Raw genomic sequence first — 23232 nt, 5'->3', positions numbered from 1 at the left:
TCAGGGCATCACTTCAAGGGTGGCCGCGTAGTTCAGGCGGCGTTCCTTGGCTTGCGGCACCGTGGTCTTGTTGTCCTTGGTGCTGGCGTCGAGCCAGTACATGCCGGCGGCCGGCCAGGTCACGCTGAACTGGCCCTTGTCGTCGGTCTTGAGCTTGATTTCCTCGAGCTTGTCGCGGTACTGGGTGTTGCCTGCCGTCACCGTCACTTCGAGGCCCTTGGCGGGCTGGCCGTCGAGGTTCAGCGTGAAGGTGGCCTTCTCGCCCTTGACCAGGTCGGTCGGGCTGCCGGTGGCGATCAGCTCCAGCCCCTGCCCGGTTGGCTTGAGCACCGAAGGCTTGCCGACCGTCACGAAGGTCTCGATGCGGCCGGACGACTGGGTGACCGTCACGTCCTGCGCATCGGCCGGGATTTCCTTGCCGATGGTCTCGGCCGTGCCGCGCGCGCGCTTGGTCTGGCCCGTGGCCTTGTCCTTCCAGCTCGCGAAGGCGCCGGCATTGATCACGGCGATGCGATAGGTGCCCGATTGCGCCACGTTCACGTCGAACACGTTGCGCAGCTTGAGCTTGGCTTCGGTCTCGGGCTTGATGGTGCTGCCATCGGGCGCGGTGATCTGCAGGCCGTCGAGCCGCAGCGGTGCGTGATTGGCCACGAACAAGTCGTTCGACACCGCGGCATCGACGGTCACGGTGTCGGCCTTGGAGAACACGGTGGAAGAGGGCAGCAGCCAGGCGTTGTGCGCCTGGGCGAGCGAAGCGGCGGCCGACAGGGCGATGGCGAGGGAGGCAGCGCGCAGGTTGAAATGGGTCATGGCAGTTCCTTGATGTGACGGGCTGGCGGTGAAAGGGGCTGTGCGGCGCAGGTCAGGGCTTGAGTTCGAGCTTGATTTCGCCGAGCTCTTCCTTGCCCGTTGCGGTCGGCTGTGCCGCTGCCGTCGGGGGCCACTGGAAGGGAATGCTCACGACCTCGCGGCCACCGACTTCGCGCGCGGCTTCCACCACGAGCTTGTAGGCGCCCGGTGCGAGCTTGGGCATGGGCGCCGTGCCTTCGGTGAAGCTCAGCTGGTGCTTGCCGGCGGGCTTGGTGGCGCCCGTCACGCCGTCGACCGGTACCGCGAGTTCGCGGCCGCCGCGGCGCCACCACTGGCGCATGTCCTTCAACCATTTCGTGCCTTCGCCCTCGGGGTTGTTGGTCTTGGTGCGCACGTCGTACCAGACCGCCAGCGTGCCGGCGACGGTGTTGTCGGCGCGCTCGATCCAGGTCGCCACGTAGGGGCGGTGGTACTCGGAGACGTTCAGCCGGGGGATCTCGATGTTGACGGCCAGCCCCGACGCGAAGGCCGGAGCTGCGAACAGCGCCGACATGGCCAGCGGTGCGAGTGAATAGCGAACGTGCACGGGAAACCTCTTTTCCTGGATCGACGATTGATGAATGAATCAGTGAATGAACAGCAGCGCGAGCAGCACCGGCACGACGAGCCCCATGCCCACCATCGGCCAGGTGAACGGCCGGTTGCCCGCATGCATCTTGAGAATGAACAGGCCGGTGATCGAGAAGACCAATGCGGCGCCCGCGAAGATGTCTATGAACCAGCTCCACGCGGCGCCGGTGTTGCGGCCTTTGTGGAGATCGTTGAAGTAGGAGAGCCAGCCGCGGTCGGTGCGCTCGTATTCGATCTCGCCGTCGGCCAGGCTCAGGCGCAGCCAGGCATCGCCGCCGGGGCGGGGGAGCGAGAGATAGATTTCGTCGTCCGACCACTCGGCCTCGCGGCCGGCGGTGGCGACGTCCCAGTGCTTCTGCACCCAGGTCTGGAGTTCAGGGGGCAGGGGCGCTTTCCCTTTGCTGGCCTTGGCGGCGGGCAACTGCTTTTCGAGCCGCGCGCGAAGGGCTTCGTCGACCGAGCCGTTCAGCTTCGTGACGGCCGGCTTGGCCTCGATCTGCCCCGCGTGGTTGAGCGTGAAGCCCGTGACGCTGAACAGGATCATGCCGATGAGGCAGATGGCCGAACTCACCCAATGCCATTCGTGCAGGGTCTTGAGCCAGTAGGCACGGCGGCGGTTGTCGGGGCGGGTGGCAGTCATCGAAGGCGCGGATTTTATCCGTGCAAATGAGAATGACTGTTATTCGTGCGGAGTTAAGTTACGTAAAGCAATAAAAAACGGGACCGAAGTCCCGTTGATTGGCTGGTGCGAGAGCCTCGCCTTATTCGAGCTCGCCCATCTGCGATTGCAGGTAGTTCTGCACCCCGACCTTGTCGATCAGGTCGATCTGGGTTTCGAGGAAGTCGATGTGCTCTTCCGTGTCGTCCAGGATCTCTTGCAGCAGATCGCGCGAAACGTAGTCGCGCACCGATTCGCAATGCGCGATGCCGTCCTTGATGGTGGCTTGTGCGCCGGTTTCCGCGCCGAGGTCGCAGCGCAGCAGTTCGGGCACGTCTTCGCCGATGTTCAGCTTGCCCAGGTCCTGCAGGTTGGGCAGGCCGTCGAGCATGAAGATGCGGTCCATCAGCTTGTCGGCGTGCTTCATTTCGCCGATCGATTCCTCGTATTCCTTCTTGGCCAGCTTGTCCAGACCCCAATGCTTGAGCATGCGGTAGTGGAGGAAGTATTGGTTGATTGCAGTGAGCTCGTTCTTGAGCTGCGCCTGCAGATGTTCGATGACCTTGGGGTCGCCCTTCATGGTTTTTTCCTTGTTCTGAAAGCGGTGATTGTCAGAGGGGCGCAGTGGCACTTGCAAGCAATCCCATGCTGCGCCGGTCTGCATGCGTGTGATGGTGATACACGTTCGTATTGATGTATCGCCAAACGCGTTTCGCGGTCATCGTAAACATAGCAAGTCCCAATACTTTTAATAGATACTGACTATCAAATGTATTGAATTGGTAGTTATACTCATGGCTCGCACTTATCTTTGTCCAACCGCAGCATCTAAGGAATTTCAATGTCCCTGATCAACACCCAAGTCCAGCCCTTCAAGACCCAGGCCTACCTCAACGGCAAGTTCATCGATGTGTCCGACGAGACGCTCAAGGGCAAGTGGTCCGTGCTGATCTTCATGCCGGCGGCGTTCACCTTCAACTGCCCGACCGAAGTCGAAGACGCGGCCGACAACTACCCCGAGTTCCAGAAGCTGGGTGCCGAGGTCTACATCGTGACCACCGACACGCACTTCTCGCACAAGGTCTGGCACGACACCTCGCCGGCCGTCGGCAAGGCCAAGTTCCCCCTGGTGGGCGACCCGACCCACACGCTGACCAACGCTTTCGGCGTGCACATCCCCGAAGAAGGCTTGGCACTGCGCGGCACCTTCGTGATCAACCCTGAAGGCATCATCAAGACCGCCGAAGTGCACTCCAACGAAATCGCCCGCGACGTCAAGGAAACCCTGCGCAAGCTCAAGGCCGCGGTCTACACCGCCGCTCACCCGAACGAAGTCTGCCCGGCCAAGTGGAATGAAGGCGACAAGACGATCGCACCGTCGTTCGACCTCGTCGGCAAGATCTAAGCGCCCCTGCGCGAAAGCCCGGGCGCTCACGAGGCCCCGGGCTTTTTTGCCCCCAGTTGATAGTTTTCAGTTATCGAAAGAGAGTCCCTCATGCTCGACGCAAGCACCAAAGCCCAATTGAAGAGTTACCTCGAACGCGCCACGCAGCCGATCGAGATCGTCGCCTCGCTCGACGACAGCAAGGCCTCGGGCGAAATGCTGTCGCTGCTGAAGGACGTTGCCGAGTCGTCCCCGCTGGTCAAGCTGACCGAAAGCCGCGACGACAACCATCGCAAGCCCTCGTTCTCGGTCAACCGCCCGAGCGAAAACCACGGCCCGCGTTTTGCCGGCCTGCCGATGGGCCATGAATTCACCTCGCTGATCCTTGCATTGCTGCAGATCGGCGGCTATCCCCCGAAGGTCGAGCAGGCCGTGCTCGACCAGATCAAGGCGCTCGACGGCGACTTCGAGTTCGAGATCTACGTCTCGCTCACCTGCCACAACTGCCCCGACGTGGTCCAGGCACTGAACCTGATGGCGGTGCAGAACCCGCGCATCCGCACCACCATGATCGAAGGCGGCACCTTCCAGGAAGAGGTGAAGGAACGCCAGATCATGGCCGTGCCGACCGTGTTCCTCAACGGCACCGAGTTCGGCCAGGGCCGCATGAGCCTGGAGGAAATCCTCGCCAAGATCGACACCAGCGGCGTCGAGCGCGAAGCGAAGAAGATCGCCGCCAAAGACCCGTTCGACGTGCTGATCGTCGGCGGCGGCCCTGCCGGCGCGGCAGCTGCGGTGTACGCAGCGCGCAAGGGCATCCGCACCGGCGTTGCCTCCGAGCGTTTCGGCGGCCAGGTGCTCGACACCCTGGGCATCGAGAACTTCATCTCGATCAAGGAAACCGAAGGACCGAAGTTCGCCCACGCGCTCGAAGAGCATGTGCGCGACTACGAGGTCGACATCATGAATCTGCAGCGCGCAAAGGCCCTGGTGCCCGGCAGCGACCTCATCGAGGTGCAGCTCGAAAGCGGCGCGTCGCTCAAGAGCAAGTCGGTCATCATTTCGACCGGCGCACGCTGGCGCAACATCAACGTGCCCGGCGAGCACGAGTTCAAGAACAAGGGCGTGGCCTACTGCCCGCACTGCGACGGTCCGCTGTTCAAGGGCAAGCGCGTCGCTGTGATCGGTGGCGGCAACTCGGGCGTCGAAGCGGCGATCGACCTGGCCGGCATCGTGGGTCATGTCACGCTGATCGAATTCGACACGCAACTGCGCGCCGACGCCGTGCTGCAGCGCAAGCTCAAGAGCCTGAAGAACGTTGACGTGTTCACCAACGCGCAGACCACCGAGATCACCGGCGACCAGAAGGTCAACGGCCTGGTCTACAAGGACCGTGCGACGGGCGAGCTGAAGAAGGTCGAGCTCGAAGGCGTGTTCATCCAGATCGGCCTCGTGCCCAACACCGACTGGCTCAAGGGCACGGTCGAGCTGTCGAAGCACGGCGAAATCATCGTCGACGCGCGCGGCCAGACCTCTGTGCCGGGCGTGTTCGCGGCGGGTGACGCGACCACGGTGCCGTTCAAGCAGATCATCATCGCGGCCGGCGACGGCGCGAAGGCGGCGCTCGGTGCGTTCGACCACCTGATCCGCACATCGGCCCCTGCATGAGTAAGCCTTAAGTTGTTTCAATGAGAATTATTCTCATACAATAAAAAGCTCGGGCGACAGCCCTTCATTGCCAGCCAGGTCGTTCGCGCAGTCTTCTGCGCCCGAAGGTCCAGCAAGCAGTTCTTTAACTGTTTCTGGACCTTTTTTCGTGGCCTCCAAACTCAACCGACGTCCCTCCCATCGCCTCGCTCTCCTGCCGTGCCTGATCGCCTCCGGGCTCGGTCTTTCGGCACCCTCGTGGGCCCAGCGTGTCGCGGCGCTCAATGAAGTGGTGGTGAGCGGTTCGCGCTCGGAGCAGGCAAGGGACGATCTTCCGGTGAGCACCGAGGTCATCAACCGCGACGACATCGAATCGAAGCAGATCACCGACATCCGCGACGCGGTGCGCGACCTGCCCAACGTGTCCGTCAAGCGCGCCCCCGCACGCTTCGGCCTCGCGCAGGGCAACACCGGCCGCGACAGCAATGCGGGCTTCAACATCCGTGGCCTCGACGGCAACCGCGTGCTGCTGTTGACCGACGGCATCCGCACGCCGCGCAGCTACGTCTTCAGCGCCAACGCGTTCGGGCGCGACTACTTCGACATCAGCCTTGTCGAGCGCATCGAGATCATCAAGGGCCCGGCCTCCGCGCTCTATGGCTCCGACGGCCTCGCGGGCCTGGTGAACTTCATCACGCGCGACCCGTCGTCCTACCTGCGCGATGGCAAGAGCTTCGGCGGTAGCGCCAGCATCGGCTACAGCGGCGACGACAACGGCACGCATGGCGGCGTCACGCTCGCGGGCAAGGCCAACGACACACTGCAGTGGCTCATCTCGGCCAACATGGGCCGCTCCAGCGCGCTGGAGAACATGGGTACCAACAACGCCGCCAACGTCGACCGCACCACGCCCAACCCCGAGCGCGACCGCAACAAGGCGCTGCTTGCCAAGGTGATCCTCACGCCCAATGCCGACCAGCGCCACGGTTTCACCTTCGAGCACATCGAGAAAACCAGCCGCTACGACCTGCTCTCGGGCGTCGCCAAGCCGCCGTATGCGTCCACTTCGGTCATCGGCCTCAACGCCAAGAACGATCTGCAGCGCGACCGCTTCACCTACGACGGCCGCCTGCGCCTGAATTCCGTCATGGCCGACAGCCTGCTCGCCGTGGTGAGCTACCAGAAGGCGAAGTCGCGCGAGTTCATCTACGAAGACCGCTTCACCGCCGCCGACCGCACACGCGACGTCACCTACGACGAGAGCACCTGGCAGTTCGGCCTGCAGGCCGACAAGACCCTGCGCACCGGCGACTGGGCACAGAAGATCACCTACGGCTTCGACTACACGCGCACCAACGTCGAGAACCTGCAGACCGGCCTGGTGCCCCCGGCTGGCGAGACCTTCCCGCTCAAGCGCTTCCCCGACACGCGCGAGACTTCGTCCGCGTTCTACGTGCAGGACGAGTTCATCCACGACCGCTGGAGCATCACGCCGGGCATCCGCTTCGACCGCTTCTCACTCGACGCGAAGCAGGCGGGCTTCGGCGCGCAGGCCGTGTCGCTCTCGGGCTCGGCCGTATCGCCCAAGCTCGGCGTGCTGTTCCGCGCAACGCCGCAATGGAGCGTGTACGGCAACTACGCCTCTGGCTTCAAGGCGCCCAACGCGTTCCAGGTCAACAACTTCTTCGAGAACGTGATCTCGGGCTACAAGACGATTCCCAACCCGAATCTCAAGCCCGAGAAGAGCCAGAACATCGAGCTCGGCGTGCGCGGGCGCACCGGCGTGCTGAGCTTCGACGTGGCCGCGTTCACCGGCGACTACAAGGACCTGATCGAGAACGACCGCCAGGTCGGTGGCGTGTTCGGCTCGCGTACCAATCCGGCGACCTTCCAGTCGGTCAACATCGGGCGTGCGCGCATCAGCGGCTTCGAGATCAAGGGCGAACTCGACTTCACCGACAACGGCAACGGCTTCTCCGTGCCTTTTGCCTACGGCCAGACGCGCGGACGCGACCGCACCAACAACCGCCCGCTCAACTCGATCGACCCGAGCAAGGCCAGCGTCGGCGTCAAGTACCAGGCGCCGGTGTGGAGCGTGCGCCTCGACGCCGTGAATCACGCGCGCAAGAAGTGGTCGGACATCGACAGCACCGAGGTCACGACCGGCACCCAGTTCCGCACGCCCGCTGCCACCACCTTCGACCTGAGCGCACAGTGGCGCATCCGCAAGGACTTGCGCCTGAACGCGGCAATCGTCAATCTCACCAACAAGCGCTACTGGATGTGGAGCGACGTGCGCGGGCTGACCTCGACCTCGACGATCCGCGACGCCTATACCCAGCCGGGCCGCAGCTTCAACGTGTCGCTCGTGGCGGACTTCTGATCGCCGCACGCCGCTTTCACCACAACAAGGAAACCCGATGATGAACGCCGAAGACATCCGAGATCGTTTCGCCGAATTGCGCGCCAAGGGCATGCGCCACAAGGACGCCGCCGCGGCCATGGGCCTGTCCGAAGGCGCTGCGGTGGCCGCGCACACGGGCACGCATGTCAAGGCCCTGCGCGCCACCCGACTGCACGGCCCATGGGTCGAACTGCTGCAGGCGCTGGAGCTGTGCGGCCCCGTGCTTGCGCTCACGCGCAATGAGACCACGGTGCACGAGAAGACCGGCGTCTATGAAAAGGTGTCGGGCAGCGGCGCGATGGGGATCGCACTGGGCGAGGCCATCGACCTGCGGCTGTTCTTCAGCCGTTGGCATGCGGGCTTCGCGGTGAGCGAGGCGGCTGCCAACCCGGGTGTGTCGCCTTCGCTGAGCCTGCAGTTCTTCAATGCACAGGGTGTAGCCGTGCACAAGATCTTCGTGCGCGACGCCACCGATCGTGATGCCTTCCAGTCGGTCATCGACAGCTTCACGGCGCCCGACGAGCCCGTGGTGTTTGCCGCGCCCGAGGACAAGGCTGCGCCGCGCGAAGACAGCGCCATCGACACGGCAGGCCTCGTCGAAGCCTGGCGCGGCATGCAGGACACGCACGAGTTCTTCGGCCTGCTGAACAAGTTCGGCGTGGAGCGCCAGCAGAGCTTTCGCCTGACCGAAGGCGAGTTCACGCAGCGCGCCGAACTGAGTGCCATCAGCGGTCTGCTGAACGAAGCCGCGTTCGACGGCACGCCGATCATGGTGTTCGTCGGCAGCCCGGGCTGCATCCAGATCCACTCCGGCCCGGTGGTGCGCATCGAGCCGATGGAAATGAAGGGCCACGGCGAGAACGCGACGCCGATGCGTTGGCTCAACGTGCTCGACCCGGGCTTCAACCTGCACATGCGCGAAGACCGTATCGCCAGCGTCTGGATCGTCGAGAAGCCGACCAGCGACGGCGTCGTGACCTCGGTCGAAGCCTTCGACCAGCAGGGCGAGCTGATGGCGATGTTCTTCGGCGCACGCAAGCCCGGCATGCCGGAGCGCGAGGAGTGGCGGCGCATCGTGCGCGAGCTGCCGCGTCTTCAACTCAAGAACGAGGCCCCATGACCACCTTTCATGAAATGAACGCCCGCCTTCCGCTGCAACGCCGAGACGTGCTGCGCCTGCTCGGCGCCTCGTCGCTGGGCACCGCCGCGCTGCCCCTGTTCGCACAGGAGGCGAAGCTGCCCAAGCTCGTGACCGTCAGCGGCGCGATCACCGAAGTCGTCTACCTGCTGGGCGCGGAAGTGCAGCTCGTCGGCACCGACACCACCAGCCTGTATCCCGCCGCCGCGCGCGCCACGGCGAAGGTCGGCTACATGCGCCAGCTGTCGGCCGAGGGCCTGCTGTCGCTGAAGCCCGACGCGATCATCGCCACCAATGAATCGGGCCCGGCCGTCGTGCTCGACCAGGTTCGCAGTGCGGGCGTCAAGGTCGAGATCATCGAGGCCGACCACAGCTGGGGCGAAGTGCAGCGCAAGGTGCAGGCCGTCGGCCGTGCCGCCGCGCGCGAGGCGCAGGCGCGCGAGCTGCAGGCGAAGCTCGATGCCGAATGGAGCCAGGTGCAGCAGCGTGTGGCCGCAGCCTCGAAGGGGCGCAAGCCGCGTGTGCTGTTCGTGCTGTCGCACAGCGCCAGCCCGCAGGTTTCGGGCGAGAAGACCGCCGCACATTCGGTGATCGGCTTGGCGGGTGGCGTCAACGCACTCGGCGGCTTCCAGGGCTACCGGCCGATGACGGCCGAGGCCATGGCCAGCGCCGCGCCCGACATCATCCTCACCAGCACGCAGAGCATCGAAGCTCACGGCGGCGTCGACAAGTTCTGGCAGCGGCCCGAGCTTGCGCTCACGCCGGCGTTCAAGAAGCGCAGCCTGATCACGCAGGACGCCTTGCTGCTGCTGGGCTTCGGCCCGCGCATGCCCGCGGCCATCGCCGAACTGCACGAAAAATTCCTGGCTGCCACCGCATGAGCCAGCGCTTCTCGGCACAGGCCGTGCTGGGCGGCAGTGCGCTGCTGCTCGTCGCCGCCTTCGTGGTGGGGGCCGTTTCGGGGGCGTATGCCATCAGCCTGCCGCAACTCTGGGGCGTGCTGACCTCGCTGGGGCAGGGGGCCGACAAATCGCCCGAGCACCTGGTGTTTCTCAACATCCGCCTGCCGCGCCTCGTGCTCGGCGTGGCGGCGGGCGCGGGGCTCGGCATGGCGGGCACGCTGATGCAGGGGCTGTTCCGCAATCCGCTGGCCGACCCTGGGCTTGTTGGCATCAGCAGTGGTGCGGCGCTGGCGGCGGGTGTCACGATCATCCTCGGCGCATGGCTGTGGCCCGTGCTGCCGCGCACGCTTGGCAGCTGGACGCTGGTGCTCATGGCGTTCGGCGGCGGGCTGTCGGTGACCTTGCTGATCTACGGCCTGTCGCGCAGCGAAGGCGGCACGCGCATGGCACTGATGCTGCTGGCAGGCATTGCGGTCAATGCGCTGGCGAGCGCGGGGCTCGGTTTTCTCAGCGTGATGGCGACCGACGAGCAACTGCGCAGCCTGCAGTTCTGGCTGCTGGGCAGCCTGGGCGGGGCGCGCTGGAGTGCCGTGTTGCTGGTCGGCGTGGCGGTGCTGCTGTCGTGCGTGGCGGCGCGGTCGCTGGCGGCGCCGTTGAACGCCATTGCGCTGGGCGAGGCGCAGGCGGCGCTGCTCGGCGTGGACGTCGAACGCATCAAGCGGCGCGCCATCGTCGTCACGGCCGTGGCCGTGGGGGCGGTGACGGCGACGACCGGGATCATCGGCTTCATCGGCCTGATCGCGCCGCACTGGGTGCGCATGGTGGCGGGGCCTGATCACCGCGTGGTGTTGCCGGCGTCGGCGCTGCTGGGAGCGGCGCTGGTGCTGGCTGCCGACACGGTGGCACGCACGGTGATGGCGCCGGCCGAGCTACCGCTGGGCGTGCTCACCGCGTTCATCGGCGTGCCGATGTTCCTGTGGATGCTGCGGCACTTCAAGGGGCGCATATGACTGCGGCGACGTTGCCACGCGATCAGATGGCGCTGTGCTGCGCCAGTGTCGAGGTCCGCGTTGGGGCGAAGACGCTGCTCGCCGACGCTTCGGTCCACTTGGCGCCGGGCCGGGTGACGGCCATCCTCGGACCCAACGGCGCCGGCAAGTCGACGCTGCTCTCGGTGCTGGCCGGCCAGCGGGCGCCGACACGGGGCAGGGTGACGCTCGATGGCCGTCCGCTCGAAGACCACGGCATGCCGGCACTGGCGCTACGCCGGGCGCTGATGCCGCAGGAGAGCGCGGTCGCCTTCGATTTCACCGCGCAGGAGATCGTGGCGCTGGGCCGCTACCCGCACCGCCGCTCGCCGGGCCGCGACGAAGATGAGATCGTCGACGAGGCGATGGGGCTGACCGATGCATCGGCGCTGGCGCCGCGCATCCTCAACACCCTGTCGGGCGGCGAGAAGGCGCGGGCCCACATGGCGCGGGCGCTGGCCCAGCTCTGGCATCCGCGGCCCAACGGCGCGACCCGCTGGCTGCTGCTCGACGAGCCCACCGCGGCGCTGGACCTCGCGCACCAGCATTCCGCGATGCGCCTGCTGCGCGCCTGGGCCGCGCGCGGCGTGGGCGTGGTGGCCGTGCTGCACGACCTGAACCTGGCGCGGCGCTATGCCGACGAGGTGGTGGTGCTGGGCGGCGCTTCGGGCGGGCTGATGCAGGGAGCGGCAGCCGAAGTGCTCCAGCCGGGGCTGATCGAGGCGGTCTGGGGCACGCCGTGCCAGCCCGTGACAAGCGCGGACGGCACGGTCCAGTACCTTTTCGGGTAGCTTTTGTCGCTGATGTCGCTGCTTGCTATCCAAAAGATAGCAATCAACCTCAGTAGACCAGTCGCTCGGGCCGCAGCTCCTGCAGGATCGTGGTCGCGATTTCCTCGATCGACTTGGTGGTCGTCGACAGCCAGCGGATGCCGGCGCGCCGCATCATCGCCTCGGCTTCGCTCACCTCGTGGCGGCAGTTCTCGAGGCTGGCGTAGCGCGAATTCGGCCGGCGCTCGTTGCGGATTTCGCTGAGCCGCTCAGGCTGGATGGTCAGGCCGAAGATCTTCTTGCGATGCGGAATCAGGGCCGGCGGCAGCTGCCGGCGGTCGAAATCTTCCGGAATCAGCGGGTAGTTGGCCGCCTTCAGGCCGTGCTGCATTGCCAGGTAGAGCGAGGTTGGCGTCTTGCCGCTGCGGCTCACGCCCACCAGGATCACGTCGGCGCCTTCCAGGTCACGGTTGCTCTGGCCGTCGTCGTGCTGCAGGCTGAAGTCGATCGCGGCGATGCGGTCGTTGTATTCCTTGCTCTTGCTGACGTCGCTGAAACGGCCGATCCGGTGGTTCGACTTCACGGCCAGCTCGATTTCGAGTGGCCGCACGAAGGTGCCGAACATGTCCAGCAACATGCCCTTGCAGCCGGTTTCGATCACTTCCAGCACGTCCATGTTGGCCAGCGTGGTGAAGACGATGGGGCGCACGCCCTCGAGTTCAGCCGTGTGGTTGATCTGCCGTACCGCCTGGTGGGCCTTGTCGACCGTGTCGGTAAAAGGTAGTCGGACATGGCGCGGTTTCATCTCGAACTGGGCGAGAACGGCGTTACCGAAGGTTTCGGCGGTGATGCCCGTACCGTCGGAAATGAAGAAAACAGTGCGTGAATGCGTGGTCATGCGGCCTTGTCCTGCGGCGCGGGCAACCTTGCCACGCCTACAATCCGGGCCATTATCGGGAATCCGCTTCCCAGCCCCAATTCTTTCCATGCACACCGCGCCCGCACCCAAAGCAACGACAACGATCGTGCCGCGCCGTCTGCATGCGGCACCGGTTTCAACTTCTGGAGCTTCCCCATGTCTGCACTTTTCGACGCGACCGCCCTGGTCGTACCGTTTGAAAACCTGAGAATGACCGACGTCGAGGCGGTTGGCGGCAAGAACGCCAGCCTCGGCGAAATGATCTCGCAGCTGCCGCAGGGCGTGCGGGTGCCCACCGGTTTCGCGACCACGGCGCACGCATTCCGTCAGTTCCTGGCCCACGACGGCCTGGCCGACAAGATCAGCAAGCGGCTTGCCGCGCTGGACACCGAGGACGTGCGCGCACTGGCCACCGCCGGCGCCGAGATCCGCGCCATGGTCGAGGCCCAGCCGTTCCCGGCCGACCTGCAGAAGGCCATTGGCGAGGCCTTTGCCACGCTGAGCTCGGGCAACCCCGCCGCCTCGTTCGCCGTGCGCTCGTCGGCCACCGCTGAAGACCTGCCCGACGCTTCCTTCGCGGGCCAGCAGGAAACCTTCCTGAACGTGGTCGGCATTGACGACGTGCTGCACAAGATGAAGGAGGTGTTTGCCTCCCTCTACAACGACCGCGCCATCAGCTACCGCGTGCACAAGGGCTTCGAGCACGACGTGGTCGCGCTGTCGGCCGGCGTGCAGCGAATGGTGCGCTCCGACCTCGGCGCCGCCGGCGTGATGTTCACCATCGACACCGAATCGGGCTTCGAAGACGTGGTGTTCATCACCTCCAGCTACGGCCTGGGCGAAACGGTGGTGCAGGGCGCCGTGAACCCCGACGAGTTCTATGTGCACAAGCCGACGCTGCGCGCCGGCAAGAAGGCCGTCATCCGCCGCAACCTGGGTTCCAAGCTGATCCAGATGGAGTTCGCCACGCCTGAAGAAAAAAAGGCGACCGGCAAGCTGGTGAAGACCACCGACGTCAAGGCTGAGCAGCGCAACCGCTACTCGCTGAGCGACGCCGACGTCGAGCAACTCGCCAGGTACGCGCTGGTCATCGAAGAGCACTATGGCCGCCCGATGGACATCGAGTGGGGCAAGGATGGCACCGACGGCCAGCTGTACATCCTGCAGGCGCGACCGGAAACGGTGAAGAGCCAGCAGCAAGGCAAGGCCGAGCAGCGCTACAAGCTGCTGGGCAAGGGCGCCGTGCTGGCCGAGGGCCGTGCCATCGGCCAGAAGATCGGCACCGGCCCCGTGCGGCTGGTGCACAACATCAGCGAGATGGACAAGGTCCAGGCCGGCGACGTGCTCGTCACCGACATGACCGACCCCAACTGGGAGCCCGTGATGAAGCGCGCTGCCGCCATCGTCACCAACCGCGGCGGGCGCACCTGCCACGCGGCCATCATCGCGCGCGAACTGGGCATTCCGGCCGTGGTCGGCTGCGGCGACGCCACCGACCTGCTGAAAGACGGCACGCTGGTGACTGTGAGCTGCGCCGAGGGCGACACCGGCTTCATCTACGACGGCCTGCTCGAAACCGAAGTGACCGAAGTGCAGCGCGGCGTGATGCCCGAAATCGACATCCAGCTGATGATGAACGTGGGCAACCCCCAGCTCGCCTTCGACTTCGCGCAGCTGCCGAACCACGGCGTGGGCCTCGCACGGCTCGAGTTCATCATCAACAACAACATCGGCGTGCACCCGAAGGCGATCCTCGACTATCCGAACGTCGACAACGACCTGAAGAAGGCTGTCGAGTCGGTGGCCCGTGGCCACGCCTCGCCGCGCGCTTTCTACGTTGACAAGGTTGCCGAAGGCATCGCGACCATCGCGGCGGCCTTTTGGCCCAAGAAGGTCATCGTGCGCCTCTCGGACTTCAAGTCGAACGAGTACCGCAAACTGATCGGCGGCAGCCGCTACGAGCCGGAAGAAGAAAACCCGATGCTGGGCTTCCGTGGCGCCGCGCGCTACCTGAGCGCCGATTTCGGCGAGGCCTTTGCCATGGAGTGCGAAGCGCTGAAGCGCGTGCGCAACGACATGGGCCTGACCAACGTGCAGATCATGGTGCCCTTCGTGCGCACCCTGGGCCAGGCCGAGCGCGTGACCACGCTGCTGGGCGAACACGGCCTGAAGCGCGGTGAGAACGACCTCAAGCTGATCATGATGTGCGAGGTGCCGAGCAACGCCATCCTGCCCGAGGAGTTCCTGAAGTTCTTCGACGGCTTCTCGATCGGCTCGAACGACCTGACCCAGCTCACGCTGGGCCTGGACCGCGACTCGGGCCTCGAGCTGCTGGCGGCCGACTTCGACGAGCGCGACCCGGCCATCAAGGCGCTGCTGAGCCGTGTCATCAAGGCTTGCAAGGCTGAGGGCAAGTACGTTGGCATCTGCGGCCAGGGCCCCAGCGACCACCCGGACTTCGCGCTGTGGCTGGCGGAGGAGGGGATCGAATCGATTTCCCTGAACCCCGACAGCGTGATCGACACCTGGCAGCAGCTCGCCAAGCGCTGAAGCCCGGACTGCGGAAATCCCCATGGGGGGATTCCCGCGACGGTGGGGTGTTATTGAAACGAATTGCGTAATTGATGCCAGACTTGTGAGATTCACGGGCGCATCCCGGAAGGGAAGACCACCATGATTCTTGTCAAGACGCAAACGGGCCATCAGGTTCTCAAGGACCGCTCGGTCCCTCTGTCGCCGCGCCAGCGCTCGGCCTTCATCCTTTTCGATGGCAAGCGCTCGGTCGACGAGATATTGGCCAACGGCATGGGCATCGCCCGCGAAGACATCGACCAGATGGTGGCGCTGGGGCTGCTCGAGCCGACGGAGGGCAGTGCAGCACCGCCGGCCGCCGGAGGCGCATCCGCTGAGGCAGTGGCGAAACCGGTCGCGCCGGCCGCACCCGCTGCTCCCGCTGTGGGCTCCTCCGGGCGCAGCAATCAGCAGCGCTACAAGGACGCCTATCCCATCGCCACGCAGCTCACCGGCAGCCTGGGCCTGATGGGCTTCCGGCTCAACCTGCAGGTCGAGGGCACGACGAGCTATGAAGACCTCCTGGCGCTGGCGCCCAAGATCCGCGCCGCGGTGGGCCCGGAGAAGGCCGCTGCCCTGGACAAGGCCCTCAACGACTGAGGTGGCTTGCCGAAGTGCGCGCTACAGGGCTATAATCGCCGGCTTTGCCTTGCCACACTGCGCCCGACGCTGCAGGTGGCTTTTCCTCTTCCTCGGAAGAATCCACAAGGAGTGCCATGCGTCACTACGAAATCATTTTGCTGATCCACCCGGATCAGAGCGAACAAGTTCCGGCCATGCTGGAGCGCTACAAGGGCCTGATCACGGCCGGCGGCGGCAAGATCCACCGCGTTGAAGACTGGGGCCGTCGTCAGCTGGCTTACCAGATCAACAAGCTCAACAAGGCCCACTACCTGTGCGTCAACATCGAAGCTGAGCAAACCGTGATGGGCGAACTCGAACACGCGTTCAAGTTCAACGACGCCGTGCTGCGCCACCTGACCGTTCAGAAGAAGAAGGCCGAAACCGGTCCTTCGTCGATGATGAAGACGGTCGAGCGCGAAGAGGCTCGCAAGGCCCAGCAGGCCGAATACGCCGCCAACAACAACTGATGGCGTGACTGCTGCCGCTGCGGCAACCGGGGTCAACCAGCTTCTGCTGACCGCCTCCGTTGCCGAACTCGGAGCATTGCGATTCACGCCAGCCGGCTTGCCCGCCATAGACCTGAAGCTCGAACACGAGTCGACGCTCCAGGAGGCAGGTAAACCCAGGCAGGTGAAGACGGCCCTCAAGGCCGTTGCCTTCGGCGCCATCGCCGAACGGCTCGCAAGGCAGTCGATGGGAAGTCTCTGGCGTTTTCAGGGCTTTCTCGCGACGCCGGGCAACGGCAAGCATCCGGTCCTGCACATCCAGGATTTTCAGCAAGATTAATTTTCGACAAGAGGTCCCCAAATGGCCACGTTCAAGAAATTCAACAAAGACAAGCGCCCGAAGCGCAACACCCAGTCGCTGCTGTTCAAGCGCAAGCGCTTCTGCCGCTTCACCGTCGCTGGCGTCGAGGAAATCGACTACAAGGACATCGACACGCTGCGTGACTTCATCAGCGAAAACGGCAAGATCATCCCCGCCCGCCTGACCGGCACGCGCGCGATCTACCAACGCCAGCTGAACACCGCCATCAAGCGCGCGCGCTTCCTGGCCATGGTGCCGTACAGCGACCAGCACCGCGTCTAAGAGGAGTCGATACCATGCAAATCATTCTTCTGGACAAGGTTGTCAACGTCGGCGCCCTGGGCGACATCGTCAAGGTCAAGGACGGCTACGCACGCAACTTCCTGATTCCGACGGGCCGCGCCCGCCGCGCTACCGCCGCCAACAAGGCCGAATTCGAAGCCAAGCGCGCCGAACTCGAAAAGGCTGCGGCCGCCAAGCTGGCCGAATCGCAAGCTCAAGGCGAAAAGCTCGGTGGCACGACCATCAAGCTGACGCAAAAGGCTGGCGTCGACGGCCGTCTGTTCGGCTCGGTCACCAACGGCGACATCGCCGAAGAACTGGGCAAGCAAGGCTACAAGGTTGCCAAGTCGCAAGTGCGCCTGCCCAACGGCCCGATCAAGGTCGTCGGCGACAGCACTGTGAGCGTGGCCCTGCACACCGACGTGGTGGTCGACATCACCGTGACGGTCTACGGCGAAACCGCCTGATCGTCCACAGCGCCTGTGCGCTGCAGCAAAAGCCGCCTTCGGGCGGCTTTTCTTTTTCTGCGCCCGAGTTTTCCAGTCAATTGCACTGGAAGATCACCGTTTATTCACAACCTTGTCCACACGCGCATCAGCGCGCGCGGCTTAGCATGCAGGGTTGCAAGGGAAGTCCATGTCCGCTGTTTTCTCCTATGCCGACAATGATCCGTCGGCCGATCGCCAGGTTGCCCAGCTGCGCATTCCGCCTCATTCCATCGAGGCCGAATCCAGCGTGCTCGGCGGCCTGCTGCTCGACAACGGCGCCTGGGACCGCATGGGCGACCTGCTGGTTGACGGCGACTTCTACCGCCACGAACACAAGCTGATCTACGCCGCCATCGGTGGGCTGATCAACGCCAGCAAGCCGGCCGACGTGATCACCGTCTACGAGCAGCTGCAGAACCTCGGCAAGGCCGACGACATCGGCGGGCTGGTGTACCTGAATTCGCTCGCGCAGTACGTGCCCAGCGCGAGCAACATCCGCCGCTACGCCGAGATCGTGCGCGAGCGCTCGATCCTGCGCAAACTGGTTTCTGCCAGCGACGAGATCGCGACCAACGCCTTCAATCCGCAGGGCAAGGCGGTCGACAAGATCCTCGACGAAGCCGAGCAGAAGATCTTCAACATCGGCGAAGAAGGCACGCGGATGAAGCAGGGCTTCCAGAGCATGGATGCCCTGGTGGTCGAACTGCTCGACCGCGTGACGGAAATGGCCGAGAACCCGAACGACATCACGGGCGTGCGCACCGGCTTCAACGACTTCGATAAGATGACCTCGGGCCTGCAGCCGGGCGACATGATCGTGCTGGCTGCGCGTCCCTCGATGGGGAAGACCTCGCTCGCGATCAACATCGCCGAGCACGTGGCGCTCGAAGAAGGTCTGCCGGTGGCGGTGTTCTCGATGGAAATGGGCGCCGCGCAGTTGGCAGTGCGTATCGTGGGTTCCATCGGCCGTATCGACCAGGGCCACCTGCGCACTGGCAAGCTCAGCGACGAAGAGTGGCCGCGCCTGACCGAGGCCATCGAGAAGCTGCGCACCGTGTCGCTGCACATCGACGAAACGCCTGGCCTCTCGACCAGCGAACTGCGCGCCAACGCGCGCCGCCTCGCGCGCCAGTACGGGCGCCTGGGCCTGATCGTGGTCGACTACCTGCAGCTGATGTCGACCAGCACTTCGGGCGACGAGAACCGCGCCACCGCCGTGGGCGAAATCTCGCGCGGCCTGAAGATGCTGGCCAAGGAACTGAAGTGCCCGGTGATCGCGCTGTCGCAGCTCAGCCGCGGCGTTGAAAGCCGCACCGACAAGCGCCCCATGATGAGCGACTTGCGCGAATCCGGCGCCATCGAGCAGGACGCGGACATCATCATGTTCATCTACCGCGACGACTACTACAACAAGGAGTCGAAGGAGCCGGGCGTGGCCGAGGTGATCATCAGCAAGCACCGGAACGGCCCGACCGGTACCATCAAGCTGGCCTTCCTGAAGCCGATCACCAAGTTCGAGAACCTGGTGGGCTACAGCCACAACGACGAGTACTGAGCCGGCGCGGAAGGTCGTCAGCTGGAGCCGTTGCCGGACCAGGGCGGCGAGTCCGATGGCTTCTGCGGCACCACCTTGCCCTGCGCCGTCTCGGCCTTCATCTGTCGAAGCATGTCTGCCAGCGTCTTGCCCGGCTCGTCGCGAAAGCGCTCGGGCAGCACCTCGATCGCGTCCATGCGATCCAGGCGAAACCCCCGGAAGTCGTTGCGCAGCTCGCACCAGGTCGAGAGCGTCCAGACCTTGCCCCAATAGAAGCAGCCGAGCGGCCGCACCGTGCGTTCGCTGGCGTCGCCCGATACGTCGTGGTACTGCAGCAGCAGCTTGTTGTGCGACTGCACCGCTTCGCGCAGCGTCTGCAGCCGCGTGCGCAGGGTTTTGTCCAGGCCCATCGCGGGGGCGTAGAGCGCCAGAGCTTCGGCCGAGACGCGCGCCGCCGGCGGCAACACCGACAGAATCTTGCCCAGCCCGGTCTCGATGTCGCGTGCCAGCGCTGGATCGACCCAGCTCTGTGCGAGCCGCGCTGCGGCCACCAGAGCCGAGGCCTCGTCCTGCGTGAACATCAGTGGCGGCAGCTCGAAGCCGGCGCCCAGACGGTAGCCCACGCCAGCTTCGCCCTCGATGGGCACGCCTTGATGCTGCAAGTCGGCCACGTCGCGGTACACCGTGCGCTCCGACACTTCGAGGCGCTGCGCCAGGAATGCGGCCGTGGTCAGCCGACGCCCGCGGATGAGCTGCACGAGTTGGAACAGGCGGTCTGCGCGGCGCATCAGCGTGTTCCGGTGAGCTTCTTCGCGAAGTCTTCGACGAAGTAGCGCTTGCCGCGCTGCACGACTGTGTGGCCCTCGGCTTCGAGCTTCGACATTTGCGCCTCGATGCCGCCGGGGTACTTGGCATTGAGCTCGCCGCCGATCTTGAGAGTGCGCCAGTAGGGCGTTCGTTCTTCCGTCCTCGCTGCCTCCTCGGCTGCATGCGCGACCATGTGGGCAAAGATCGCCGTGGTCACCGTGCAGCCAATGGTCGCCTCGTGGCGCAACGCGATGTCCTCGCCGATGCCCATTACCGTTGCGAGCCGGCCTTCCGGAATGCTGCGCATCGCGGCTTCCACCTCCCGCGGCGACGGCGTGGCGATGGTCCCTTCGCCGCGCCGAGGGCGCATGGCGGCGGGAATCTCCTTGACGTTCGGCAGGTGAGGGTAGCTGGCCAACCTGTCGCGCCAGCTCTTCTTGGGGCTCATGAAACTCCGATGTGGATCGCCACCTTGTCCGGCCCTTCGTAGGCTTCGAAATCGCTGCGGTAGCGGCGCGCGACTTCCGGGTGTGCCTCGAAATACTGCCAGATGCGCTGCCATGTGGCGATGACCATCTGCGGCATCTCTCCCTGGCCGGTGAACACAAGGTAGTCGCCAGCCTCGACGGCCAGACTGTCTTGGCCACCCGAGACGGCGACACCCGCCGTCACGTCGAAGGCGCCGTGGGCGTCGGACTCGTAGGCCGAGTAGACGCTGAAGATGCGGATGTCGCCGGTGCGGTCCGGCGTCGATGCGTAAGTCTCTTCGCCGAAGAAGCGGCCCCACAGCTTGCCGATGCGGGCGGTCGTGGGGTCGTTCTCTTCGTGGTTGGTGGTGCGGATGGTGAGGCCCGCGACGTGAAAGGCATCCTGGTGTTGGCGGGTAGGTTCCATAGGGGGGCTTCTCCTCAAAGCGACAGTGTTTTCAGATCGGCCTTCATGGCCTGGGCGATCAGCTTCATGTCGGCGTCGGTGACGTCGAACATGCCAAAGCGAAACTTGTAGCCCCATTGCTTGGGGTTCTCGATGAAGGCCAGGCGCTCGATCAACGGTGCGATCGGCGCCTCGTGCCCGGCTGCATAGGCCACGTCGCGCCGCCAGGGCACGAAGCCGTTGCCCATGTCGAACTCATACGGCTCGCCGGGTTGCACGACGCCGATCGAGACGAAGCTCTGCAGCCTGTCCGTGCCCCCGAACACCGTGGACGGCGAATAGTAGGCGACGCGGTCGCCCGCCGAGAGCCGCTTGAGCGGCGAATGCTTGCCGTGGCCGACCTGCATGAAGCCGAGCGGCCGATGATCGCGGCCGAGCCGTGCGTGCTCGGCGCTGGCTACGGCGATCCAGTTGCGTTGCGTCATGACGGGATCAATCCAGCGCGTGCAGGCCGACTTCGTTGCCTTCGGTGTCGCGCATGTGGGCGATGAAGCCCATGCCGGGAGGCAGCGCGGACTTGGGCGCCACGATCTGTCCGCCTGCGGCTTCGACCCGCGCAAGCACTGCGTCGATGCCGGGGTTGCAGTCGAGGTAGATGCGAATGCCCGTGCCGGCGCGCGCGCTGGCGTTGGCTCCGGCCTGCAGGGCACCGCCCGTGGCGGGATCGTCGTAGGGGAACACGGCCAGCGTCTCGCCGCCGAAGTTCTCGCGGCGCAGCTTGCGGGCCAGCACAGTCTCATAGAAGGCCTGGGCGCGGTCCATGTCGGCGACCGGGATCTCGAACCAGCTGATGGCGTTCTGTTTTTGCATTTTGGGGCTCTCTTTCGTGTCGGTTGAAGGAGCCCTGATGGTGCGAGCCGCCTACTGACAACGTCTTGTCAGTAGCCTGTCATTGCGGGCGAAAAAAAGCCCGCGATGCTCCGGGGAGCATGCGCGGGCTTGTGTCGGCCTGTGCCGCTGGTTTTAGAGAACGTCGCTGGCGAAATCCGCCAGCCGCGAGCGTTCGCCGCGCGCCAGCGTGATGTGCCCGCCGTGCGGCCAGCCCTTGAACTTGTCGACCGCGAAGGTCAGGCCCGAGGAGCCTTCCGTCAGGTACGGCGTGTCGATCTGCGCGAGATTGCCCATGCAGATGATCTTCGTGCCGGGGCCGGCGCGGGTGATCAGCGTCTTCATCTGCTTGGGCGTCAGGTTCTGCGCCTCGTCGATGATCACGTACTTGTTGAGGAAGGTGCGTCCGCGCATGAAGTTCATGCTCTTGACCTTGATGCGGCTGCGGATCAGCTCGTTGGTGGCCGCGCGGCCCCACTCGCCGGCACCACCGCCGTCGCCCTTGGCCAGGAACTCGAGGTTGTCATCGAGCGCGCCCATCCAGGGGCCCATCTTTTCCTCTTCCGTGCCGGGCAGGAAGCCGATGTCTTCGCCGACGCTCACGGTGGCGCGGGTCATGATGATCTCGGTGTAGCGGCGGTCGTCGAGCACCTGCGTGAGGCCGGAAGCCAGCGCCATCAGGGTCTTGCCGGTGCCGGCGGTGCCGGTCAGCGTGACGAAGTCGATCTCGGGGTCCATCAGCAGGTTCATCGCGAAGTTCTGCTCGCGGTTGCGCGTGTTCACACCCCAGACCGCGTTCTTGCCCGAGCTGTAGTCCTTGAGCGTCTTGAGCACCGCGGTCTTGTCGCGGATTTCGGTGACGCGGGCGTACATGCTCGGCTCGCCGGGCGCCTCGAAGTACACGAACTGGTTGATGTACAGGTTGGGCACCAGCGGACCGCTGATCCGGTAGAAGGTATTGCTGCCGCTCTGCCAACTTTCGACCGTCTTGCTCTGGCGGGTCCAGAAGTCGGGCGGCAGTGCGAGCGAACCGGCGTAGAGCAGGTCGCCGTCTTCCAGCGTCTTGTCGTTCTGGTAGTCGTCGGCGGCAAGGCCCAGCGCGCGCGCCTTGACGCGCATGTTGATGTCCTTCGACACCAGCACCACTTCCTGCTTCGGCTTGCCCGGCCGGTCCTTGGCGTACTCGTCGCGCAGCGCGTGCACCACGCCGAGGATCTGGTTGTCAGCCTTGCCCTGGGGCAGGCTGATCGGCAGCGAGTAGTCGAGCGGGGCGGTCTGGAAGAACAGCCGGCCGCCGGCTTCGCGGTGGCCGGTGGTGTCGAGCTTCAGGCCCTTGTCGATGTCGGCGTCCTGGGCGCCGGCCAGCGCATCGAGCGTGCGGCTGGTCTGGCGGCCGTTGCGCGCGACTTCGGTGGTGCCTTTCTTGTGGCCGTCGAGTTCTTCCAGCACGATCATCGGCAGGAAGATGTCGTGCTCCTCGAAGCGGAACAGGCACATGGGGTCGTGCAGCAGCACGTTCGTGTCGAGCACGAACAGCTTGGCCGGTCCATTGGACTTGTTGCGCTTGGGTCGCGTCGGCGCTTGCGGCGCTGGAGCGGGAGCTGGTGTGACTTCGACGACCGGCGCCTTCCTCGTCTCGACCTGCACCATGGCCTCCGGCTGCGGTGCGCTCACGGGGGGCACGGGGGCCGGTGCGGGTTTGGACCTGCCCCGGCGCGTCGGGCGCACGGTGGCGCCGCCGGCGCCTTCAGTGCCGAGGCTGTCGAACAATTCCAGCGGCTGCGGGCTGTGCACCGTGGCTTCGTCAGCGCGCGAATCGCCGGAACGGCGCGAGCCCCTGTGCGAGGACCGGGCGGGCGCATCGAGTGCGTCCGGCGAGAGCAATGCAGCGCGTTTCGTGGGGGCGGGGGGCAGTGGCATGTGTCAGATCGCTCGCAGAAAGTGGGAACCAGAAAACGAAAAAGCCGCCTGAAGACCAAGGCGGCTTTGTTCGGGGGATGCGGTCGTGGAGCTCAACGGCATGAAACCATTATGCACACCGCAGATGACGCGCCGGAGGCTCTTTACG

At 65.1% G+C, this 23232-nt stretch carries 25 protein-coding genes; 14 read left to right on the top strand and 11 right to left on the bottom strand.

Annotation, left to right across the window (positions count from 1 at the left end; genetic code table 11):
- From ACSFCA_RS14090 to bfr, 4 genes are all read right to left on the bottom strand, one after another.
- Window positions 1-810, bottom strand: coding sequence for a DUF4198 domain-containing protein (locus ACSFCA_RS14090; RefSeq protein WP_435459912.1), 810 nt, complete (start codon window positions 808-810; stop codon window positions 1-3).
- A 52-nt stretch (window positions 811-862) separates the two neighbouring features.
- Window positions 863-1363: a DUF2271 domain-containing protein gene (locus ACSFCA_RS14085; protein ID WP_371127353.1), complete on the bottom strand. Its 501-nt coding sequence runs from the start codon at window positions 1361-1363 to the stop codon at window positions 863-865.
- A gap of 72 nt (window positions 1364-1435) precedes the next feature.
- Window positions 1436-2080 carry a PepSY-associated TM helix domain-containing protein gene (locus ACSFCA_RS14080; protein ID WP_435459911.1) on the bottom strand — a complete coding sequence of 215 codons (645 nt, stop codon included), beginning with the start codon at window positions 2078-2080 and terminating at the stop codon, window positions 1436-1438.
- Window positions 2081-2201: 121 nt separating this feature from the next.
- A complete protein-coding gene (gene bfr / locus ACSFCA_RS14075; protein WP_007830763.1) occupies window positions 2202-2678 on the bottom strand; it encodes a bacterioferritin in 477 nt (158 codons plus the stop codon).
- A 261-nt stretch (window positions 2679-2939) separates the two neighbouring features.
- Between bfr and ahpC the strand changes: the two genes are divergently transcribed.
- From ahpC to ACSFCA_RS14040, 7 genes are all read left to right on the top strand, one after another.
- On the top strand, window positions 2940-3503 hold the full coding sequence (gene ahpC / locus ACSFCA_RS14070; RefSeq protein ID WP_007830764.1) for an alkyl hydroperoxide reductase subunit C: 564 nt from the start codon (window positions 2940-2942) through the stop codon (window positions 3501-3503).
- A 90-nt stretch (window positions 3504-3593) separates the two neighbouring features.
- The gene (gene ahpF, locus ACSFCA_RS14065; protein ID WP_435459910.1) at window positions 3594-5150 is read left to right on the top strand and encodes an alkyl hydroperoxide reductase subunit F; all 1557 of its coding nucleotides are present in this window, start codon (window positions 3594-3596) and stop codon (window positions 5148-5150) included.
- 148 nt (window positions 5151-5298) lie between these two features.
- On the top strand, window positions 5299-7512 hold the full coding sequence (locus ACSFCA_RS14060) for a TonB-dependent hemoglobin/transferrin/lactoferrin family receptor (protein WP_435459909.1): 2214 nt from the start codon (window positions 5299-5301) through the stop codon (window positions 7510-7512).
- A gap of 40 nt (window positions 7513-7552) precedes the next feature.
- On the top strand, window positions 7553-8653 hold the full coding sequence (locus tag ACSFCA_RS14055) for a hemin-degrading factor (protein WP_435460201.1): 1101 nt from the start codon (window positions 7553-7555) through the stop codon (window positions 8651-8653).
- Window positions 8650-9552, top strand: coding sequence for a heme/hemin ABC transporter substrate-binding protein (locus ACSFCA_RS14050; protein WP_435459908.1), 903 nt, complete (start codon window positions 8650-8652; stop codon window positions 9550-9552). The genes ACSFCA_RS14055 and ACSFCA_RS14050 overlap by 4 nt, the downstream gene beginning before the upstream one ends.
- Window positions 9549-10583: a FecCD family ABC transporter permease gene (locus ACSFCA_RS14045; protein WP_435459907.1), complete on the top strand. Its 1035-nt coding sequence runs from the start codon at window positions 9549-9551 to the stop codon at window positions 10581-10583. The genes ACSFCA_RS14050 and ACSFCA_RS14045 overlap by 4 nt, the downstream gene beginning before the upstream one ends.
- Before the next feature lie 26 nt (window positions 10584-10609).
- Window positions 10610-11392 carry a heme ABC transporter ATP-binding protein gene (locus ACSFCA_RS14040; protein ID WP_435460200.1) on the top strand — a complete coding sequence of 261 codons (783 nt, stop codon included), beginning with the start codon at window positions 10610-10612 and terminating at the stop codon, window positions 11390-11392.
- A gap of 49 nt (window positions 11393-11441) precedes the next feature.
- Here the strand turns inward: ACSFCA_RS14040 and ppsR are convergent, their stop codons facing one another.
- Window positions 11442-12269, bottom strand: coding sequence for a posphoenolpyruvate synthetase regulatory kinase/phosphorylase PpsR (gene ppsR, locus ACSFCA_RS14035; RefSeq protein WP_093051109.1), 828 nt, complete (start codon window positions 12267-12269; stop codon window positions 11442-11444).
- Between the two features lie 177 nt (window positions 12270-12446).
- Here ppsR and ppsA point away from each other — a divergent pair, with 177 nt between their 5' ends.
- The 7 genes from ppsA (at window position 12447) to dnaB (ending at window position 18617) form a co-directional block, all read left to right on the top strand.
- Window positions 12447-14840, top strand: coding sequence for a phosphoenolpyruvate synthase (ppsA, locus tag ACSFCA_RS14030; protein WP_435459906.1), 2394 nt, complete (start codon window positions 12447-12449; stop codon window positions 14838-14840).
- Between the two features lie 123 nt (window positions 14841-14963).
- The gene (locus ACSFCA_RS14025; RefSeq protein ID WP_435459905.1) at window positions 14964-15461 is read left to right on the top strand and encodes a hypothetical protein; all 498 of its coding nucleotides are present in this window, start codon (window positions 14964-14966) and stop codon (window positions 15459-15461) included.
- A gap of 116 nt (window positions 15462-15577) precedes the next feature.
- A complete protein-coding gene (rpsF, locus tag ACSFCA_RS14020) occupies window positions 15578-15952 on the top strand; it encodes a 30S ribosomal protein S6 (protein WP_093051100.1) in 375 nt (124 codons plus the stop codon).
- A 4-nt stretch (window positions 15953-15956) separates the two neighbouring features.
- Window positions 15957-16271, top strand: a complete 315-nt coding sequence (gene priB / locus ACSFCA_RS14015) for a primosomal replication protein N (RefSeq protein WP_258353961.1) — start codon at window positions 15957-15959, stop codon at window positions 16269-16271.
- Window positions 16272-16292: 21 nt separating this feature from the next.
- Complete coding sequence (gene rpsR, locus ACSFCA_RS14010) at window positions 16293-16574, top strand: 30S ribosomal protein S18 (protein ID WP_007830781.1); 282 nt, start codon at window positions 16293-16295, stop codon at window positions 16572-16574.
- Window positions 16575-16588: 14 nt separating this feature from the next.
- A complete protein-coding gene (gene rplI, locus ACSFCA_RS14005) occupies window positions 16589-17041 on the top strand; it encodes a 50S ribosomal protein L9 (protein WP_258353962.1) in 453 nt (150 codons plus the stop codon).
- A 169-nt stretch (window positions 17042-17210) separates the two neighbouring features.
- The gene (gene dnaB, locus ACSFCA_RS14000; protein WP_093051090.1) at window positions 17211-18617 is read left to right on the top strand and encodes a replicative DNA helicase; all 1407 of its coding nucleotides are present in this window, start codon (window positions 17211-17213) and stop codon (window positions 18615-18617) included.
- Window positions 18618-18634: 17 nt separating this feature from the next.
- On the opposite strand, the gene ACSFCA_RS13995 is transcribed toward dnaB, so the two are convergent.
- The 6 genes from ACSFCA_RS13995 to ACSFCA_RS13970 form a co-directional block, all read right to left on the bottom strand.
- Window positions 18635-19384 carry a helix-turn-helix transcriptional regulator gene (locus ACSFCA_RS13995; protein ID WP_435459904.1) on the bottom strand — a complete coding sequence of 250 codons (750 nt, stop codon included), beginning with the start codon at window positions 19382-19384 and terminating at the stop codon, window positions 18635-18637.
- Window positions 19384-19851 carry an MGMT family protein gene (locus ACSFCA_RS13990; RefSeq protein WP_435459903.1) on the bottom strand — a complete coding sequence of 156 codons (468 nt, stop codon included), beginning with the start codon at window positions 19849-19851 and terminating at the stop codon, window positions 19384-19386. Before ACSFCA_RS13990 ends, ACSFCA_RS13995 begins: the two co-directional genes overlap by 1 nt.
- Window positions 19848-20297 (bottom strand): GyrI-like domain-containing protein, encoded by a 450-nt coding sequence (locus ACSFCA_RS13985; RefSeq protein WP_435459902.1) that lies wholly within the window; start codon window positions 20295-20297, stop codon window positions 19848-19850. The genes ACSFCA_RS13990 and ACSFCA_RS13985 overlap by 4 nt, the downstream gene beginning before the upstream one ends.
- A gap of 14 nt (window positions 20298-20311) precedes the next feature.
- Window positions 20312-20761: an EVE domain-containing protein gene (locus ACSFCA_RS13980; RefSeq protein WP_258353966.1), complete on the bottom strand. Its 450-nt coding sequence runs from the start codon at window positions 20759-20761 to the stop codon at window positions 20312-20314.
- Window positions 20762-20768: 7 nt separating this feature from the next.
- Window positions 20769-21146 carry a VOC family protein gene (locus tag ACSFCA_RS13975; protein WP_258353967.1) on the bottom strand — a complete coding sequence of 126 codons (378 nt, stop codon included), beginning with the start codon at window positions 21144-21146 and terminating at the stop codon, window positions 20769-20771.
- 153 nt (window positions 21147-21299) lie between these two features.
- The gene (locus tag ACSFCA_RS13970) at window positions 21300-23084 is read right to left on the bottom strand and encodes a PhoH family protein (protein WP_435459901.1); all 1785 of its coding nucleotides are present in this window, start codon (window positions 23082-23084) and stop codon (window positions 21300-21302) included.
- Window positions 23085-23232: the final 148 nt, after the last annotated feature.

It is taken from the genome of Variovorax multivorans (assembly GCF_051216835.1).
Classification (GTDB): Bacteria; Pseudomonadota; Gammaproteobacteria; order Burkholderiales; family Burkholderiaceae_C; genus Variovorax.
The sequence above is the reverse complement of the archived record's forward strand: the minus strand, read 5'-3'. Positions and strand labels throughout refer to the sequence as shown.

Coding starts and splice junctions, on each gene's coding strand:
- ACSFCA_RS14090 (WP_435459912.1), bottom strand. CDS start 810: ATGACCCATTTCAACCTGCGCGCTGCCTCCCTCGCCATCGCCCTGTCG.
- ACSFCA_RS14085 (WP_371127353.1), bottom strand. CDS start 1,363: ATGTCGGCGCTGTTCGCAGCTCCGGCCTTCGCGTCGGGGCTGGCCGTC.
- ACSFCA_RS14080 (WP_435459911.1), bottom strand. CDS start 2,080: ATGACTGCCACCCGCCCCGACAACCGCCGCCGTGCCTACTGGCTCAAG.
- bfr (WP_007830763.1), bottom strand. CDS start 2,678: ATGAAGGGCGACCCCAAGGTCATCGAACATCTGCAGGCGCAGCTCAAG.
- ahpC (WP_007830764.1), top strand. CDS start 2,940: ATGTCCCTGATCAACACCCAAGTCCAGCCCTTCAAGACCCAGGCCTAC.
- ahpF (WP_435459910.1), top strand. CDS start 3,594: ATGCTCGACGCAAGCACCAAAGCCCAATTGAAGAGTTACCTCGAACGC.
- ACSFCA_RS14055 (WP_435460201.1), top strand. CDS start 7,553: ATGAACGCCGAAGACATCCGAGATCGTTTCGCCGAATTGCGCGCCAAG.
- ACSFCA_RS14050 (WP_435459908.1), top strand. CDS start 8,650: ATGACCACCTTTCATGAAATGAACGCCCGCCTTCCGCTGCAACGCCGA.
- ACSFCA_RS14045 (WP_435459907.1), top strand. CDS start 9,549: ATGAGCCAGCGCTTCTCGGCACAGGCCGTGCTGGGCGGCAGTGCGCTG.
- ACSFCA_RS14040 (WP_435460200.1), top strand. CDS start 10,610: ATGGCGCTGTGCTGCGCCAGTGTCGAGGTCCGCGTTGGGGCGAAGACG.
- ppsR (WP_093051109.1), bottom strand. CDS start 12,269: ATGACCACGCATTCACGCACTGTTTTCTTCATTTCCGACGGTACGGGC.
- ppsA (WP_435459906.1), top strand. CDS start 12,447: ATGTCTGCACTTTTCGACGCGACCGCCCTGGTCGTACCGTTTGAAAAC.
- ACSFCA_RS14025 (WP_435459905.1), top strand. CDS start 14,964: ATGATTCTTGTCAAGACGCAAACGGGCCATCAGGTTCTCAAGGACCGC.
- rpsF (WP_093051100.1), top strand. CDS start 15,578: ATGCGTCACTACGAAATCATTTTGCTGATCCACCCGGATCAGAGCGAA.
- rpsR (WP_007830781.1), top strand. CDS start 16,293: ATGGCCACGTTCAAGAAATTCAACAAAGACAAGCGCCCGAAGCGCAAC.
- rplI (WP_258353962.1), top strand. CDS start 16,589: ATGCAAATCATTCTTCTGGACAAGGTTGTCAACGTCGGCGCCCTGGGC.
- dnaB (WP_093051090.1), top strand. CDS start 17,211: ATGTCCGCTGTTTTCTCCTATGCCGACAATGATCCGTCGGCCGATCGC.
- ACSFCA_RS13995 (WP_435459904.1), bottom strand. CDS start 19,384: ATGCGCCGCGCAGACCGCCTGTTCCAACTCGTGCAGCTCATCCGCGGG.
- ACSFCA_RS13990 (WP_435459903.1), bottom strand. CDS start 19,851: ATGAGCCCCAAGAAGAGCTGGCGCGACAGGTTGGCCAGCTACCCTCAC.
- ACSFCA_RS13985 (WP_435459902.1), bottom strand. CDS start 20,297: ATGGAACCTACCCGCCAACACCAGGATGCCTTTCACGTCGCGGGCCTC.
- ACSFCA_RS13980 (WP_258353966.1), bottom strand. CDS start 20,761: ATGACGCAACGCAACTGGATCGCCGTAGCCAGCGCCGAGCACGCACGG.
- ACSFCA_RS13975 (WP_258353967.1), bottom strand. CDS start 21,146: ATGCAAAAACAGAACGCCATCAGCTGGTTCGAGATCCCGGTCGCCGAC.
- ACSFCA_RS13970 (WP_435459901.1), bottom strand. CDS start 23,084: ATGCCACTGCCCCCCGCCCCCACGAAACGCGCTGCATTGCTCTCGCCG.